Source organism: Thermococcus sp. LS2 (genome assembly GCF_012027375.1).
GTDB lineage: Archaea > Methanobacteriota_B > Thermococci > Thermococcales > Thermococcaceae > Thermococcus_B.
Genome location: NZ_SNUI01000002.1, coordinates 39542 through 54785 on the forward strand (window position 1 = coordinate 39542; position 15244 = coordinate 54785).

Below are 15244 nucleotides of genomic sequence, written 5' to 3' on the forward strand. Positions count from 1 at the left end.
TAAAAATTTAAGGTGTATGCCATGCAGAGACCTATAATCTTAACCGGGAAAAGGGTTTCTCTTGGTGTTCTTTTGAGGGAAGACATCCCAAAGGTTTGGCTGTGGTACAACGACAGAGAGGTTCGGAGGTATTTATCTTCACCAGACGCTGTGTTCTATTTTGAGGATGAAATGGAGTGGTACGAGAGTGTTCGGAGAGAGAAGGAGAGGCACAGGATTTTTGCTGTCATTGAAAATAAGAGCGACTCTCTCGTTGGGCTGATTGGGGTCCATAAGATTGATCACAAGAATGGGCATGCGGAGATAGGATACTTTTTGAGCAAGGAATATTGGGGAAAGGGATATGCAACGGAGGCTGTGAAATTAATCTTGGAATACTGCTTCAAATGGCTTAATTTAAGGAAAGTTTATGCAAGAGTTTATGAATACAATGTCGCTTCACAAAAAGTTCTCGAAAAGAACGGCTTTAAGCTTGTGGGAAGGCTAAGAAAGCACGTTCACATTCCAGAGGAAGGCTTTGCGGATGTTTTATTTTACGAGCTGTTTAAGAATGAATGGGAAAGCTTTTAACATCCCTTTTCTTTTCTACGCTTTGATGATGCTTCACATAGGAATTGACGATACTGACTCACCAAATGGCATGTGCACAACTTATCTTGGAGCTTTGCTCTATAGAGAAATCTCAAGGTTAGCGGAGCCTTTAGATTTGCCGAAGCTGATTAGGCTGAATCCTAACGTTCCCTATAAGACGAGGGGGAATGGTGCAGTTGCAATGAGCTTTGAAGCTAATGAAGAAGATGTTCCAAAAATTAAGAGACTTGTCCTCGAGATGGTTGAAAAATTGGCTGATTTAACTCATGAGAACACGAATCCAGGTGTGGTGTTCTTAGAAGGTGAAGTTCCTGAAGAACTCACTAACTTCACGTACAAAGCTATTTGGGAACACGTAAGTATTGAAGAGGCAGAGAACGTCGCTAAAGATGTTAATGCTGAAATTCACAAGTTCAAGTGTGGGAGGGGAATTGTTGGCGCTTTAGCTGCCATTGGGCATCCTTTAAATGTCTTCACCTATGAGCTTTTAGCTTACCGTAAAAGAGAGCTTTGGGGAACTCCGAGAAAAGTTAATGGAGAGAGCGTTTTCGAGATGGATAAAAAGTTCTACCCGTTCACCTACGACAACGTTGATTGGGAAAAGCGCTCTGTTTTGATAACACCTCACGGTAAAGATCCAGTTTTAGTTGGAATTAGGGGGATTGATGAGAATAAAGTTTTGTTGGCATTTGAGAGTCTAGTTTTTGAAGAGCCCATTGAATTCTATCAAATCTTCAAAACAAATCAGAACACTGACGACCATTTGAGGTTTAAGCGCATTAAGGACTTGAAAAATTATGACAGCGTGATGATTAGAGCCAAGGTTGTAAGGAGCTATTGGGAAAAGGGGAGGCATGTTTTCATCAAGGTGAGCGATGGGACTGGAGAATTGAGGGTTGCAGCATACGAGCCGACTAAGGGATTTAGGAGATACGTGAGAATGCTGATTGAAGGGGACGAGATTATAGCGGCTGGAGGAGTCAAGGAGTTTGAAGGTGAGCTAACGCTCAACTTGGAGAAGTTTTATCCAGTAAAGTTAGCAAAGAAAATAGAGTATAGAAAGCCCAAGTGTCCAAAATGTGGCGGAACGATGAAGAGCAAGGGAGATTACTTGAAGTGCAAAAAGTGCGGTTATAAAATGCCAAAGCAATTGATTCCGGTTGAAGTGCCAAGAAAGCTAGAGAAGAAAATCTATGAGGTACCGCCAGATGCAAGGAGGCATTTATCGAGGCCTTTAGTGTTACCGCTTGGGGAGGAAAAGATTTTGGAAGGTATTAATCTGTAAAAATAAGTGAAGTAGAGATTCAACAATTTTGCCAAATCTCCGATCTTTGGGATAAGAGGAAGCTCCTTATGGATAGTACTCTTGGTCTTTCCTCCTTTGACATCAGCCACCCTTCAATCTCTTTAGCGGCTCTAATCCCTTCTCTTATTGCTGCTCCAATGTTTCTTGGTGCAAGAACATCCCCAGCCAAAAATATTCCTGCATCTCTCAAAATTTTCTCATTTGCACATATCAGCGCTTTTATTGGAGGTGTTGGGAGCTGTCCTAGAGCATATACAAAGATGTCCGCACTTAGCTTGAAGGTGTCGTCTGTTGGAATTACTTTCCCATTCACTATCTTAGTTTTAACAAATTCCACCTCTTTAACTCCAGTTTCTCCGAGAATTCTTGCTGGAGTAGCAAACTCTATGAAACTAACTCCCTCGTTGATTAACCTCTTTATTTCAGCTTTTGCATAGCTGTTCTCAAGTCCTCTGCGGTAGATCATTGTCACCTTTTTAGCCCCCAGACTTTTCGCCTCTAAGGCAACATCAACTGCTGTATAACCTGCTCCAACTATCACAACATCTTTACCTCTTATCTCTGGAACTTCATCCCAAGGGATGTAACCTATTCTTGCGAGTTTTATCTTGTAGAGTAGCGTTAGAGCATCCCACACCCCCTCAAGCTCAATGCCCTCAATTTTGAGTTTCCTTGGTCTCCAGGCTCCTGTTGCTATTAAGACAGCATCAAAATCTTCCAGCAGTTCTTCCAAATAAATAACTCTCTCAACGAACTCATCACCAATATCTCTCAAATTATCATAAACAACCTTAGTTTTGAAGTTGAACTTTATCCCAAGTCTCTCCAAATCTTTAACACCCTCTCTCACAGTCTCTATTGGAATTCTTGATTCTGGAATCCCGAATGCAATCATGCCTCCTCCTTCTGGCATCTTGTCAAAGACTTCCACCTGATAGCCCCTGCAAGCTAAGTAGCCAGCAGCGGAAAGGCCAGCTGGTCCCGCCCCAATAATTGCAACCCTACCTTCTTTTGGTTCTTCCATTTCCTTGCAGATGTAAAATCTCATGGTATCACCTCCAGAAAGCAGTACCTTAATACCCTAAAATGTCCCATAATGCCCAGCTATGTGGGAAAATTTAGCATTTTTCGAAAGGAATTTGGATTTTATCCAAAAATTACCCAAAATTGAACCATTATTTTTGACAAAATGTAATATATTCTCGATTTTAACGTAAAAATGACGAAATACATCGGGTTAGATTGATACATTAGTGAACAGAAAATAGAAGGCGTCAAAATATGCTCCCATGTTTTAAGATGTCCTTTTATAATCAAAATTGTCCATCATATCTTTCTTTTGAGGTTTCCTTAGCATTGTATCCTCGATCAGCGGGAAAAAGTAGAGGGTGCTTACTAGCCCTAAATAGTGAATAAATATGTCCACTATTCCTGAGCTACCTACCAATTCTTTTGGGAATGCCATCCAGATTCCCGCAACCACAACAACGAACACAGTTATGATCACGGCTAAGGCCTTTAGCTTTTGGGATTTTTCCTTTTTCGATTCTCTGAATGCTATTAAGATGAAATAGGTAATCGCTAGGATACCCATAAAAAGTAGAGGAGCACCAATTATGGAAAATCCATAAGTTAACGCTATCAAACCCCCAGCAATGAGTGTAAAGAATTTTGAGAAGTTTGTAGGGGATATGTTGAACTCAAGTTTCCTCTTTAAGATGTTTGCCGAAAAGTAGGGGACTGCACCTATTAAAGCTGAGTCTATTCCAGAAAAGCCCATGTTATAGCTTAAGTTAAGTCGTCTCATCATAAATAGATCTAAAAGAGCTATGACTGGAGGAAGAAGTATAAAGACAAAGACGAGTAATCTCCTATAAGAATCAAGACTGTTGCCGAATTCCGCCAAGAAGTAGAGTAGCGGAAAGATTACAGCAAATGTTATGAGATTGCTGAGGAGATGAGGAAAGTTCTCGTGGACAAAGTGCATCGTGTATAAGCGAAGCCAATCAGCAGGATTTGAGAAGGAGAAGCCCTGATAGTTGAGAGCGAGCTTTTCTTGGAGTGATGGTGGAGCTAGGTAGAGAACCACCATTATGATAGTTATTAATGTAAAAAGCATTACAAAGTAGAGCCTTTCTTTAGTCAGCTTAGGCATAGATTAACTTTTGGCATAAATGATTTATAAGAGTTTGGAGAAGACTGCCAAAATATTTCCCAAGTTTACAACCTTTAAACAAACTGTTCACAAAATGTAAAACAAAAGAGAAAATCTCAAACCTCCCATTCGTGAATCAGCTCTCCCTCTGCAAATACATGCGTTGGATAGTTCTCCATGTGGAACGGATCACCGCTCCAAACGACGAGCGAAGCCCATTTGCCCTTCTCAATGCTTCCTAAAATGTCATTTACTCCAAGAATCTTGGCGTTGTTGTATGTTATGATCTTTATTGCCTCTTCCTTGCTCATTCCTAAGCGTATGAAGTGCCTAAGCTGGAGATAGAGGTTTGCTTGGAGCGTTATCGGGTGGTCGCTCATAAGTCCAAAGAGGGGCTTCACTTCAATGAGGTATTTAGCGTTCTTCCAGTCTTCATGCTTCAGCTCAACCTTGTATGGCAAAGCATCAAATGGACCATAAACTACTGGAACTCCCTCTTTCTTAATCTTCTCAAATGTCTCTTTGCTGTGAACGTCTGCAGCATGCTCGATGGTTATTTTAAGCCCGAACTTGCGCTTTATCATGAGCAACGCTGCGATATCATCCTCTTTATGCACGTGGACTCTCAGCGCCTCTTCCCCTTTTAAAACTGGAATTAATGCTTCGACAGTTGGCTCAATTTCCTCTGGCTCTTTCTTACCTTTTTCAAGCAAGGCAATTGTCTTCTGTGTCTTTATAAGCCAATTCAAGAGAATTCCAATTGCTCCCATCCTTGTGCTTGGCCTTGTTCCTTTCCACTCTTTAGTTGACCTTGGATTGTATCCAAAAGCTGCTTTAACGCCGACATACTTCATGAAGGCATCTTCAATGTCCCTTCCATAGTTTTTAATTAGAACAGCCCTTCCTCCGATAATATTTCCGCTTCCTGGTAGAACTGAAGAATACAGAACCCCAAACTCAATTGAGTGTTTGAAAGCTTTGTCATCCATGTAGATTGAATACAAAGCGTCAACTAAAGGCAGAACTGAATCCATTTGTTCATTTGCTTCTCCCTCTTGATATGGTTCACCATAGCGCTCCATTCCAATGTGTGAGTGCCCGTCAATGAATGCCGGCGTCACAACTCCTTCCGCTATTATTTCAGCATCTTTGGGCTTCTCTTTTGTGATTTTCTTAATTTCTTTGTCAAAAACAATGTAGACGTTCTTTTTGACATTGCCTAATCCATCGTACAAAAGAGTTGCCTTCACTGCTTTCATAGCGACCACCAAATAAATTCCATAAGAGCGCTTAAATGCTTGTCGATGACTTAATTACAGAATTAAACAATTGTCGAATTCTGCAATTAATGTAAAGCAAGGAAAAATTAGTTTTGCTGTTAAAGATGGGGTGAAGCTCTATCACTAAGACTCTGGAAGAAAGCACTGCAGAAGTCCAAAAAAAGATGCACAAAAAATGAAGTTAAAAGCAGCAAATATTTTTGATCAAACTTTGCACAGCAAAGTTTGTTAGAAGTACATGCCCATCTCCTCTGCAATTTTCCTAAGTCTCTCAATCCTCTTCTGTGTCGGTGGGTGTGTTGAGAATAACTCTGCAAAGTCCACTCCTCTGAACGGGTTTACGATGAACATGTGGGCTGTTGCTGGATTGCCCTCTTTTAAAGGTCTTCTCGAGACGTAATACTCAATCTTCTCTAGTGCTCTCGCTAATGCCCATGGTTTACCGCTTATCTTTGCTCCAGTTTCATCTGCTAGATATTCCCTTGCTCTGCTTATTGCCATCTGAATCATCATTGCGGCTATTGGGGCAAGAATTATGAGGAGTACAGCACCTAAAACGCTTCCAGCATCTCTGTCTCTGTCCCTTCCTCCAAATCCTCCAAGCCAGAACATCCAGCTAGCCCATCTAGCAACCATGATGATTGCCCCAGCCAAAACTGCCGCCAGAGTTTGAATAAGAATGTCTCTGTTCTTTATGTGGCTTATTTCGTGGGCTAATACCCCTTCAAGCTCATCTCTGTCCAAGATTCTAAGCAAGCCTTGGGTTACTGCAACAACTGCGTGCTTTGGATCTCTTCCCGTTGCAAACGCATTTGGCACATCGGTCGGGACTATGGCTATCTTTGGAGTTGGAATCCCAGCTTCCCTTGCAAGTCCCTCAACTATGCGGTAAAGCTCTGGGGCTTCCATTTCATCCACTATTCTAGCTCTGTACCAAGTAAGGACAATTTTATCACTGTACCAGTAGCTGAAGAAGTTCATGACCATTGCGAAAATGAATGCAAAGATGAGCCCTGTTTCATTGCCAAGCACATAACCGAGGGCCATAAGCAGTCCAGTGAGGAACGCCATCAACATGCCGGTTCTCAACCATAAGCCAAGCCCCATTTTACTCACCTCCTAAATTTAAGTAAGGCACTATTTCATCATAAACTTGAGTCCAATCTACAATTCCAATCCTCTTTTTAATGCCCTTATTCAAAAGCTCTAGAATTTCTCCAACAACCTGCTCTGGCGTTTTTCCTGTGGTGTCAACTTCAATGATATTTTCATGCTCGTCAATAGCTTCAACTAGGCAGACATCAACTAATTCAGCCTCAACGTTCTCGCTTATCTTTTCTCTGCTGTAGCCCCTTTTCTTCAATCTTTCACCAATGATTTTTGGGTGTAGGCGGATGATAATGACTTGGTCAGCTGGCATGAGATGACTTAGGTGTCCATCAAGAACAACGTTCTTTCCTTTGAGTTCTTTTTCAATGAAATATGCCAGCTCGTCAATTTCAACTTCAAGTTCGTCTCCTTTAATCTCGCCAATTCCATGCTCAATTGCGAACTTCTTGATATCAACGTACTTGTATCCTAGCTTTTCAGCCAAAAGCTTCGCAACTGTCGTTTTTCCAACTCCTGGAGTTCCGCTCACTGCAATTATCATTTTCTCACCTGAAATTAGTTTAACTCCTGGCTTTTTAAAGATATGGTTTGTTTAAGTTGATTGCCGAAATAAACTTAGGTATTAAACGAAAATTTTTTAAGGAGGAGTGGGCTAATAGGTCTCCAGGTGGCTGACATGGAGAACCTGAAGTTAATTCAGAAAAAATTGGAAGTTGTCAGGAAGCAGAAGGAGTTGCTCATGCTCGAAGAGGCTAAGCTCGTTAGGATGCTGTACCAGAGAAAAGCTGGTGTTTCAAAAAAGCTGGCTGTTGTTAAGAGGGAAAAATTTATGGCTTTAGCCCAAGAGGCAAAGCTCTTGAGAATTCTCAAGCAGAATGGCAAAACTCTAGCTATCTAAAGACTTTTTGTTCTTTCAAAATTTAAAGAAAAGTTAAAAGGCTCAGAAGACATTCAGCTTGTCCTCAAGGATCATCTTTTGTATCTTTGTTATGTTAGCTAGCCATTCATCTGCAATCTCATAAGCATCCTTCTCAAAGCTCTCAACCTTGTAGCCCTGCTTTGGAATTATCTGTATGCTCGCAACTAAAGGCTCGTCAATTGGCTTTCCAATCTGGCTGAGAATTCTGACATAAACCTCTTGAACTCCTTCAATCTGCTCGGCGATGTCATTTGCAATCAGCATTGCAAGGAGGTTGTAAATCTTACCAACGTGGCTAACTGGGTTCTTACCGGCAGCGGCTTCCATACTCATGTGTCTGTTCGGTGTAATTAATCCGTTAACTCTGTTACCTCTACCGACTGAACCATCGTCACCAGCTTCAGCTGAGGTTCCAGTAACTGTTATGTAGTAGATGTCCTTTTCTGGGTCGTCAGCGGTGTTTACGTAAATGTTAACTTTTCTGTTTGTGTACTGCTCAACCAGCTCTTTAACAGCATCATAAATTCCCTGCTTAACTTCCATATACTCCTTTGGATTGGCAACTTCGCTATCAACGATAGCAGCAGCAATGGTGAGGTCTATCTCATCTCCCTTCCTGAGACCCATAACCTTGATGTCTTCACCGACAGCTGGCCACTTCTTTTTGAATTCTGGGCTGTTTAAGAGCTTCTCAGTCTCGAGGACGATCCTCTCAGTCTCGCTAAGGGGAGCATATCCAACTCCGAATGAGGTATCGTTAGATAAGGGGATTGGAGTTTCCTTAGCTTTGTTAAAAACGCTCACTAAGTCAACACTTCCCTGTCCAATCCTTGAGTCAATAACAACATGCTCCTCAACATTCAAGTGTCTAACCGCCTTTCTTAGATACTCTTTTGCAGCCTTTATGGCGATCTCGTGAACTGGGAACATCTCTCTATCAATGAACTCGACAGCTCTACCTGAAAGCAGAATATAAATGGGTTTTATGACTTCACCGCCACCAAACCTTGGATAAGCCCTACCGCCTACAACTTCAACTTGGTCAGTGTTATGGTGAAGTATAATACCATACCTTTTGATGTACTCTCTTGAAAGGGCCCTGCTGACTGCCTCTGCTATTCCATCAGCTATGCTGTCTGGGTGTCCAATTCCCTTTCTTTCAACTAATTCAACCTTCTGCATCTCTATTGGGGTCCTAATAAGCTCTTCCACAACTATATTTCTCTTTTTCTCCGCCATGAGCATCACCCGTGAAGTTTTTCATGCATAGCTCTGAAGGTCTGCTTATATATTTTTCGGCATATCTTCGTGCTAAGAATATAACCAGAAGTTATTAAACAGAGAAATCCTTAAAATTCTCGGCAGAGATAAAACTAATGGGCATCCGACCTGCCCGGTGGCCCGACCGCGGGAGCGTCCGGGCAGCGATGAGCGCGAGGGACGATGCCGGGCGGACAGGGCTTGGCCTCCGGGGCCGCTCGAGGAAAGCCGACAACGGCTGACGATGAAGGCGGTGGGATATGCCAAGCCCATACTTTTTAAGCTTTTCCTTCTAACAAGTTTTGGTGGAGACGATGAAAATTGCGGAGATAATAACCAAAATCAGAGAGGTTCTTGATGAGAAAGATGCACTGAGGGAAGAAGCTCTGAAAATAACGAGAGACATTGTCCGTTTGAGTGGGGATGCAATAAAAGCATTGCATAGAGGAGATTTTGCTCTAGCTGAGGAGAGGCTCAATAAAGCCCAAGAATTGGTTAAACATCTTAGAGAGATGCTCAAAAATCACCAAGATTTATATTTTACAGGCTATGTTCAAAATGCTCATCAGGAGTTTGTGGAAGCGACACTTTTTTACCGCTATCTTAAAGGGCAGGAATTTCCTTCCCCGGCAGAGCTTGGAATTCCAGAGGCGGATTATGCCTTGGGCATTGGAGATTTCATTGGTGAGCTGAGGAGATATTTCCTAATTTTGCTCATGAATGGAAACATTGCAAAAGCAGAGGAAGTTTATCACTTCATGGAGACCATCTATGAAGAGCTTATGACCCTCGAGTATCCAAAGGGATTGGTGAACATAAGACAGAAGCAGGATCAGGCTCGCTACATCCTCGAGCGCACACTTGAGGATTTAACAAGAGCAAAGATAAGTAAAGCTTTGGAGAAAAAACTCGAAGAGGCTCTAAAGAGATGAGTAAGCTAGATGTAAACTTCAAAAAGATTGCTGAAGTTCAGAGAAAGCTCAGTCTGAGGATAATTGAAAAACCGTTGGATATTTCAAAAATTAAAACAATCGGTGCCGTTGACGTTTCATATAAAAAAGGCAAAGCAAGGGCAGCTTTTATTTTATGCTCTTTCCCTTCATGTGGGGTTTTAAGAACCAAAGTCGTTGATACTAGCGTTGATTTTCCATACGTTCCAACATTTTTCTTTTTGAGGGAAACAAAGCCAATTCTGCTAGCAGCTAAGGGAGAAAGCTTTGATGTCCTTCTGGTTGAGGGACATGGCAAGGCTCATCCAAGAGGCTATGGTTTAGCATCTCACATTGGTTTGTTACTTAAAAAACCAACGATTGGAGTTGCTAAGAAACCTTTGAGGGGCTATGTAGAGGGCTCTCTTGTAAAAGTGGGAAAAGCTTATGTAAGCGTTGGAAATTTAATTGATTTGAGCTCTGCAGCAAAAATTGTGGAAATGGTAAATGAGAACGGCTACCCGAAGCCGCTTAAAATTGCAGATAAACTTTCAAAAGGTGCTGAAAATGAAAAAGCTTAAATTAATCCTCCAGATTGCAAAAAACGGTGCAATTGGTGAGAAGGCTAGAATTACTCTTAGAGAGCTAGCAAAAGAGCTCGAAGTGTCTCCTCAAACTGTTTTAAGGTGGCTTGATGAGCTTGAAAAAGAAGGGTATATAACGCGCACAGTTGAAGGAAAGAAAACCTGCATCGAGCTGACTGACAAAGCTCTGATGTATCTGGAAGAGCTTTATGAAGAACTCTCAAATGTTCTATATCAAGGAGTGATAATTGGTGAAGTTATTTCGGGGCTTGGAGAGGGGGCATATTATGTAAAACAATATACCCCTTTAATTAAGGAGTATCTTGGATTTGAACCATATCCTGGCACGCTCAATATAAAGATAATCTTCCCGAAGACTATTTTTGATGCATTATGCAATGTTAAGCCAATACTGATTCCAGGCTTTGTTAAGAATGGAAGGACTTTTGGAGATGTTAGGGCTTATAAAGTTAAAATAAACGGAATCGAGGGTGCCATAGTGATACCTTCCAGAACAATACATCCCCCAAAGATTGCTGAAATTATAGCCCCCGTTTACTTAAGGAAGGAGCTTAACTTGAAAGATGGCTCAAGGATAAAGCTGAAGGTGATAAGATGAAGGAAAAGATCATGAGCATATTGGGCTTCGGAGGATTGGGGATGACTTTAAGCTTTTTCTTAATTGTTTTGCTTTACCCATCATACACTGCAATGGAAAAATTGATGCCTATTTACCTTGCTGGAATGCTTCTCGGTTGCATGTTAGGGATTTTCAAAGCTAAACTTAATGCTAGCGGTTATGCATTTATCTTAGGATTTTCAATAACGGCAATGCTTTATTTAATATGGCTTCACTTCCCATTCACAATGGCTTATTCATTTGCATTTTTGGCTTTAGTAGTCTTCGTTATGTGGATTGTTGAGTCAACTAGTACACTGGATATAGCCATTGTCCCATTTGCATACTTTGGAGGGTTTATTCTTGCAAGTCTAGTCTTCAGAAATGTCGAAATGCATAAGATTGAAGGTTCAATAATGAGTATTGTTTTAGTTGGGGTTGCGGGAGCTGGTGTTAGCTTGATCATGAGCCTCTTTAAAGCCTTTATGGAGACTGCCCAAGCATTTAGGAAGAAGATTTAAAAACAAAGAGGGAAACTTAATTTGGTGGTTGAGATGGTAATGAGATTGTCAAAACTTTATGGAAAGCAAATATACAACACCAAAGGATATTACGTTGGCTACGTTGATGAAGTTCTAATTGATATAGACAGAGGCTACGGAAAGGTTTTGGCCCTTGGGCTGCCAGGAGAAAAGGTTGGAATCCCCTATGATAGGGTTACAGCGATTGGCGACATAATACTGGTAAAGGCAAAAGAGGAGTGATTTCAGCTTTCTTTTACTCCTAATGCCTCTAAGAACTTTTCTGTTATTGCTTCTTCTGCCAGTTTAAGCAAGGAGCTTTTGTCCTTTGCCAGCTTAAATATTCCTAAACTAATTCTAGCTCCTCCTGATTGGGCATGACCTCCCCCGCTCCCAATCTCGCCAAAAGCTTCTTTGAGGACCTTTCCAATGTTAATTCTAACGTCTCTAGTCCTTGCGGAAATTTCTATTCTGTCATCAACTATTCCAAACACAAGGACGGTAGTTATACCCTCAAGCCTGAGAAGGAAATCAGCAGATTCTGCTATGGCATCTCTATTTGTTATAAACCCAACGTTTGAAATAACGACGTTTTTGTATATTTTTCTGTTAAGAATAGCCCTAGCGAGGATTTCAGCAGTTTCTGTTGAGATATCTGGATGCTCGATTTTGTCAAGCAACTCGTAGTTCACTTTTTGTGCCAGGAATTCAATAGCTTTTAGGTCAACATGGCTGAGCTTTGAGAACTTCTTGGTGTCAGTATATATGCCATAAAACAGACCAGTGAAGAGTGTTTCATCAAGTGGCAAATTGAGGGCTTTAAAGTATTCCGCTAATATTGATGATGTCGCATTGACCTCTGGCCTTATATCAACGAATGCATCCGGGGGCAGTTTTTCTTTAAGGCTTTGAAGGAGTTGATGATGATCGATAATTATTTGAATCTTTTTGAGATCATCCTCCTCAAGAATCGTGAGGTTTCCATTTGGCTGACAATCAATGAGTGCTATTGCGGAGTGCCTCTTAATCTCATATGAGCCCTTTGAAACCCTTTTCATATCAAAGCCAAGAATGTTCACCAGCGCTCGATTTTCGTGATGAGATATGACTCCTCCATAAACTATCTCAGCTTTAAGTCCAAAGGTTTGGGCTATTGCTTTTAAGGCACTTGCACTTGCCATAGAGTCTGGGTCTGGGTTATCATGCATAACAATCAGTAGAGACTCTTCTTTTTCCTTAAGCTCTTGAAGCTTTTTGGCAAGAAGATTTGCATTCTTCTTTTCTCCGAACATCTCGACCATACTAACAATAACTTCAGAGATTGCTTTCCTTGGAGAGATTGCATAGTCGATTTTAACATCAGTTTCAAACTCTTCTTTAATCTGATTTTCAATATCTTCCTGGGTAATATCATCTGGAAGAAGAGTTAGGATTGGGATCGATTTATTGTTTGAACGAATTACACGGATTGTTTTCTTTATTGTAGGAACGTCCATTGTTGTTATGATCACCAAGTCGGCTTTTTCTATGTGCGCCTTGAGAAGAGTTGCAGTATATGAAAAATCACCGTGAACAACTTGAAAACCGCTTTCGGTCAATGCTCTAGCTCGCAGCTCATCTTTTTCAATGATTGTAACATCAAATTCGCCCTTTAATGCTTCTGCAATAGTTCTTCCAATTGCACCCCCACCAAGGATGATGACTTTCATTTTCCCCACCTTAATACAATAATGTTTAAATATCAACGTAGATGTATTTTAGTAAGAATACCCTTTCACCGATTTTTGTGGAGAGTAGGGATATATATACCTAATGGTGATGGCATATGCAATTACCAAAGATGCAGCCATTTAAAGAAAATGTGGTATCCACAAGCAAGGAGGACTTTATATCCCTCGTTCGTGAAGCACTCTCTAATGGCAGTGGGACGTTCATAAAGATATTCACCAAGGATTCCAGCGAAAAATACTACTTCACAATGCTGACTGACAACTCAAAAATACTCGCTACTTATGGGAAACTTTTAACTGCAAATAGGGATGTAGTTGGAAAGGAAGCTCTCGATGTTCTTCAAAAGCTTCTCTCAAATCCGATGGTTATTGATGTGTATATCCTTGATGAAATAACACTTAAGTTATCTATTGCTGATAACATTGAGATTTATAGCAACACTCCTAAAATTGACATTGATGAGTTCCTTGGAATTCCAAGGAGAGAAGAGCTTTCTGAAGTCCTCGAAAAGGAGAAGCTTCTAGAGCAAGTTCTGGAGAAAGTTAAGAGGGAAGAAATAAAACCTGTGCCTCAAATTGAAAAAATAAAAGATGTAAAAACTCCAACGGAGAAGGAAGAAAAACTAGAGGAGAAAAGACTCATTGAAGCTCCTAAACAAATACCCAAGCCAGCACCTAAAAAAGAAGGGCCCAAAGTAAAGATTGAGATAATTGGAAGCAATGTATTTAAGTCAGCTCTTGAAGAGGCATTCAAAGAATACTCAGAGACCCTTTTCAACGACATCAGAAAAATGGGCGATGTGACACTTGGTAATATAGAAATTCACGGCGAAATTGGAACTGGGGTTGTCTATTTAACAATTCAGCTTAATGCAAATATTGATAATGAGAAAAAAGCTGAGATTGCAAAAAGAAAGATATTATTCTTTGCCAACAGGCATGTGCCAATTATAGGCAGAGTTTCTGGACTAAAGCCGATTATTAGAAGTGTAAAAGTGAACGTAATAGCAGGTGAAAAAGTAGAATCTATGGAAGAAAGAGAGCGTGAAGAGGTAGAGCTATGGAGACTCAAAAAGCCCCCAACTGTTCAAATAAGTCCAAAGCTCTTCTTAACAGTTGACCCAGAATTCAGATCATACTTCAGCGCATATGCAAGAACGCTCCTCAAAGACATTGAAGAGGCTGGCATCAGAGTTGATAAGATGGAAGTTGAAGTCGAAGGAAGAAAGGAGCATGAGATTAACATAACACTACAAACTCAATCTTCAAATCTAAGCAAGGCTCAAATTGAAGCTGTTGTAACTTCACTAGCCAAGGAGCATGCGAGAGAAATGGGCAGAGCATTGAGGAAATATGTGTGGGTTCACAAGGTGGAAGTTGAGCTTAGTGAAGCTCCAGCAGTTAAACCCAAACAAAGAAAGTTAGAAACAGTTATCAACGCTCCTAAAAACGTTGATCCATACTTGAGGAAGTTCGTTAGAGACTTTGTAAGCGAAATAAAGAAGATGGGGATTGAGCCTTCAAGAGTTCAAATTGACGCAAAAGAAGTGTTATTTGCTCTAGGTGGGGGGAGGGCATACCACATAACGGTTACAGTTGAGGGAGCATCTACCTCAGGTCTCCCGCTGTCAAAGCTCAAGGACATGATTGAAATTGAAGCAAACAAGCGTGCTCGTGAGTTAGTGGAAGCTTTAGGAGAGCAGGTTATTGTCAGGGAGGTTAAACTTAATCTCGAGGAAAGTGCAAGTGAAGCTCCAGCTACGCCAGCTCAAGTTAGTGATAAAGCAGCAGAAATTCTCAAAAAGAAAGCATTGCTAGAAAAAGAAGTTGAAAAGTTGCTTAGGGAAGCAGGAATTGAGGAGCTGTCATTCCTAACTGAGGACAAGAAGAAAGAAGCAGAGAAAACTCTGCTTAAGAGCCGCGTTGAGCCAGCAATGGAGGCGCTTAAGTCAAAGGTTCAAAGTGAGCTTAAACTGTTACCAAGGGTCACATTCAAGTGGCTCAAGATGAATTGGAACTTCACTGGTTCAAATGTGGAAGTTTCATTCGAGGCCAGCCTTTCGAAAGAGGAGGTCGGAGGACTCTTTGGAGCATTCTCGGGTATTTCTGACGATAAAATAAAAGAAGACGCTATCGAAATAATACAAAAAGCAATGAGGGATGTCTCTAGAGAATACGGCATAAGCATTGTTCCAAAGAAAATTAATATTCTTGTCCGCTGATCTTTTTGATTTTAGTTT

Annotated in this window: 16 protein-coding genes; 9 read left to right on the forward strand and 7 right to left on the reverse strand. The window is 41.0% G+C overall.

What is annotated here, in order from left to right; translation table 11 throughout:
- Nucleotides 1-21 precede the first annotated feature (21 nt).
- Together E3E24_RS02785 and tiaS are read left to right on the forward strand one after the other, a co-directional pair.
- On the forward strand, nucleotides 22-570 hold the full coding sequence (locus tag E3E24_RS02785) for a GNAT family N-acetyltransferase (RefSeq protein ID WP_167915625.1): 549 nt from the start codon (nucleotides 22-24) through the stop codon (nucleotides 568-570).
- Between the two features lie 25 nt (nucleotides 571-595).
- Nucleotides 596-1876 carry a tRNA(Ile2) 2-agmatinylcytidine synthetase TiaS gene (gene tiaS, locus E3E24_RS02790; protein WP_167915626.1) on the forward strand — a complete coding sequence of 427 codons (1281 nt, stop codon included), beginning with the start codon at nucleotides 596-598 and terminating at the stop codon, nucleotides 1874-1876.
- 19 nt (nucleotides 1877-1895) lie between these two features.
- Here tiaS and E3E24_RS02795 read toward each other — a convergent pair whose 3' ends face one another.
- From E3E24_RS02795 to E3E24_RS02815, 5 genes are all read right to left on the reverse strand, one after another.
- Nucleotides 1896-2945, reverse strand: coding sequence for an FAD-dependent oxidoreductase (locus E3E24_RS02795; RefSeq protein WP_167887145.1), 1050 nt, complete (start codon nucleotides 2943-2945; stop codon nucleotides 1896-1898).
- Nucleotides 2946-3191: 246 nt separating this feature from the next.
- Entirely contained in the window at nucleotides 3192-4052 is an 861-nt protein-coding gene (locus E3E24_RS02800) for a rhomboid family intramembrane serine protease (protein ID WP_167887146.1), read from the reverse strand.
- Between the two features lie 116 nt (nucleotides 4053-4168).
- Nucleotides 4169-5311, reverse strand: coding sequence for an amidohydrolase (locus tag E3E24_RS02805; RefSeq protein WP_167915627.1), 1143 nt, complete (start codon nucleotides 5309-5311; stop codon nucleotides 4169-4171).
- Nucleotides 5312-5560: 249 nt separating this feature from the next.
- Nucleotides 5561-6439 (reverse strand): zinc metalloprotease HtpX, encoded by an 879-nt coding sequence (gene htpX / locus E3E24_RS02810; protein WP_167887148.1) that lies wholly within the window; start codon nucleotides 6437-6439, stop codon nucleotides 5561-5563.
- Between the two features lies 1 nt (nucleotide 6440).
- On the reverse strand, nucleotides 6441-6983 hold the full coding sequence (locus E3E24_RS02815) for an adenylate kinase family protein (RefSeq protein ID WP_167915628.1): 543 nt from the start codon (nucleotides 6981-6983) through the stop codon (nucleotides 6441-6443).
- A 135-nt stretch (nucleotides 6984-7118) separates the two neighbouring features.
- Between E3E24_RS02815 and E3E24_RS02820 the strand changes: the two genes are divergently transcribed.
- On the forward strand, nucleotides 7119-7340 hold the full coding sequence (locus E3E24_RS02820) for a hypothetical protein (RefSeq protein ID WP_167887185.1): 222 nt from the start codon (nucleotides 7119-7121) through the stop codon (nucleotides 7338-7340).
- 42 nt (nucleotides 7341-7382) lie between these two features.
- Here the strand turns inward: E3E24_RS02820 and E3E24_RS02825 are convergent, their stop codons facing one another.
- Nucleotides 7383-8600 (reverse strand): methionine adenosyltransferase, encoded by a 1218-nt coding sequence (locus E3E24_RS02825; RefSeq protein ID WP_167887150.1) that lies wholly within the window; start codon nucleotides 8598-8600, stop codon nucleotides 7383-7385.
- Between the two features lie 335 nt (nucleotides 8601-8935).
- On the opposite strand from E3E24_RS02825, the gene E3E24_RS02830 reads away from it, so the two are divergent.
- The 5 genes from E3E24_RS02830 to E3E24_RS02850 are packed head-to-tail and all read left to right on the forward strand — an operon-like array spanning nucleotide 8936 to nucleotide 11517.
- A complete protein-coding gene (locus tag E3E24_RS02830; RefSeq protein ID WP_167887186.1) occupies nucleotides 8936-9553 on the forward strand; it encodes a haloacid dehalogenase in 618 nt (205 codons plus the stop codon).
- Nucleotides 9550-10131 carry an endonuclease V gene (locus E3E24_RS02835; RefSeq protein WP_167887151.1) on the forward strand — a complete coding sequence of 194 codons (582 nt, stop codon included), beginning with the start codon at nucleotides 9550-9552 and terminating at the stop codon, nucleotides 10129-10131. The genes E3E24_RS02830 and E3E24_RS02835 overlap by 4 nt, the downstream gene beginning before the upstream one ends.
- Nucleotides 10118-10753, forward strand: coding sequence for a DUF120 domain-containing protein (locus E3E24_RS02840; RefSeq protein ID WP_167887152.1), 636 nt, complete (start codon nucleotides 10118-10120; stop codon nucleotides 10751-10753). The genes E3E24_RS02835 and E3E24_RS02840 overlap by 14 nt, the downstream gene beginning before the upstream one ends.
- Nucleotides 10750-11274 (forward strand): hypothetical protein, encoded by a 525-nt coding sequence (locus E3E24_RS02845; protein ID WP_167887153.1) that lies wholly within the window; start codon nucleotides 10750-10752, stop codon nucleotides 11272-11274. The genes E3E24_RS02840 and E3E24_RS02845 overlap by 4 nt, the downstream gene beginning before the upstream one ends.
- A gap of 33 nt (nucleotides 11275-11307) precedes the next feature.
- Entirely contained in the window at nucleotides 11308-11517 is a 210-nt protein-coding gene (locus tag E3E24_RS02850; RefSeq protein ID WP_042680796.1) for a PRC-barrel domain-containing protein, read from the forward strand.
- A 2-nt stretch (nucleotides 11518-11519) separates the two neighbouring features.
- Here the strand turns inward: E3E24_RS02850 and E3E24_RS02855 are convergent, their stop codons facing one another.
- Nucleotides 11520-12983, reverse strand: a complete 1464-nt coding sequence (locus E3E24_RS02855) for a DHH family phosphoesterase (protein ID WP_167887154.1) — start codon at nucleotides 12981-12983, stop codon at nucleotides 11520-11522.
- A 116-nt stretch (nucleotides 12984-13099) separates the two neighbouring features.
- Between E3E24_RS02855 and E3E24_RS02860 the strand changes: the two genes are divergently transcribed.
- A complete protein-coding gene (locus E3E24_RS02860) occupies nucleotides 13100-15226 on the forward strand; it encodes a hypothetical protein (protein WP_167887155.1) in 2127 nt (708 codons plus the stop codon).
- Nucleotides 15227-15244: the final 18 nt, after the last annotated feature.